The 1,051-nt window shown below is 66.7% G+C and carries 1 protein-coding gene; it reads left to right on the top strand.

Annotated features, from left to right (window positions below):
• Positions 1 to 1,051, top strand: a 1,051-nt coding sequence (locus FBY02_RS28020) for an AMP-binding protein (RefSeq protein ID WP_144931780.1), incomplete at both ends; no start/stop codon positions are given.

The following is a 1,051-nucleotide window of genomic DNA, read 5'->3' as shown; positions in this document are numbered from 1 at the left end:
TGAGCGCCAACACCTGCTGGAAGCCTTCAATGCGACGGCCGTCGACTATCCGCAAGGCCTGACCCTGCATGGCCTGTTCGAGGCACGGGTCACGACCTGTCCGGATGCCGTCGCCGTGGTGTTCGAAGCGCAGCAACTGAGCTACGCCCAACTGAACCAGCGAGCCAACCAGATCGCCCATCGACTGCTCGCCCTGGGCATTCGCCCGGATGACCGCGTGGCGATCTGCATGGACCGCAGCACGGACATGGTCGCGGCGCTGCTGGGCATTCTGAAAGCGGGTGCTGCCTACGTGCCGCTCGACCCGGACTACCCGGCCGACCGTCTGGCCTACATGCTGGACAACAGCGCCCCGGCCGTGGTGCTGACCCAACGGGCCTTGCAGGCGAGCCTGCCGGCGACCGCTGCCAGGGTGATGGTGCTCGAAGACGAAGACTTCGCCACGCAGCCGACCGGCAATCCGCAGGTCTCGGGCCTGCATGCCAGCCATTTGGCCTATGTGATCTACACCTCGGGTTCCACCGGTCTGCCCAAGGGTGTGATGAACGAGCATGGCGCGGTGGTCAACCGCCTGCTGTGGATGCAGGACGCCTACACGCTGGGCGCCGCGGACGCGGTGCTGCAGAAGACCCCGTTCAGCTTCGACGTGTCGGTGTGGGAGTTCTTCTGGCCGCTGTTCACCGGTGCGCGGCTGGTGATGGCGCGTCCGGGTGGCCATCGTGATCCGGCGTACCTGCGCGAAGCGATCCAGCGACACGGCATCACCACGCTGCACTTCGTCCCGTCGATGCTGGACGTGTTCCTGGCCCATGGCGAGGCCGGCGAGTGCACGGGGCTGCGCCAGGTGATGTGCAGCGGCGAAGCCTTGCCGGGCCATCTGGTGCGGCGCTTCAAGGCGCAATTGCCAGGAACTGCGTTGCACAACCTGTACGGCCCGACCGAAGCGGCGGTGGAGGTCACCGCATGGGATTGCACGGGGGCCGAGACACCGGACAGCACGCCGATCGGCAAGCCGATCGCCAACACCCGGATCTACCTGCTCGACGCCCAG

It is taken from the genome of Pseudomonas sp. SJZ078 (genome assembly GCF_007828255.1).
Taxonomy (GTDB): Bacteria; Pseudomonadota; Gammaproteobacteria; order Pseudomonadales; family Pseudomonadaceae; genus Aquipseudomonas.
The sequence above is the reverse complement of the archived record's forward strand: the minus strand, read 5'-3'. Positions and strand labels throughout refer to the sequence as shown.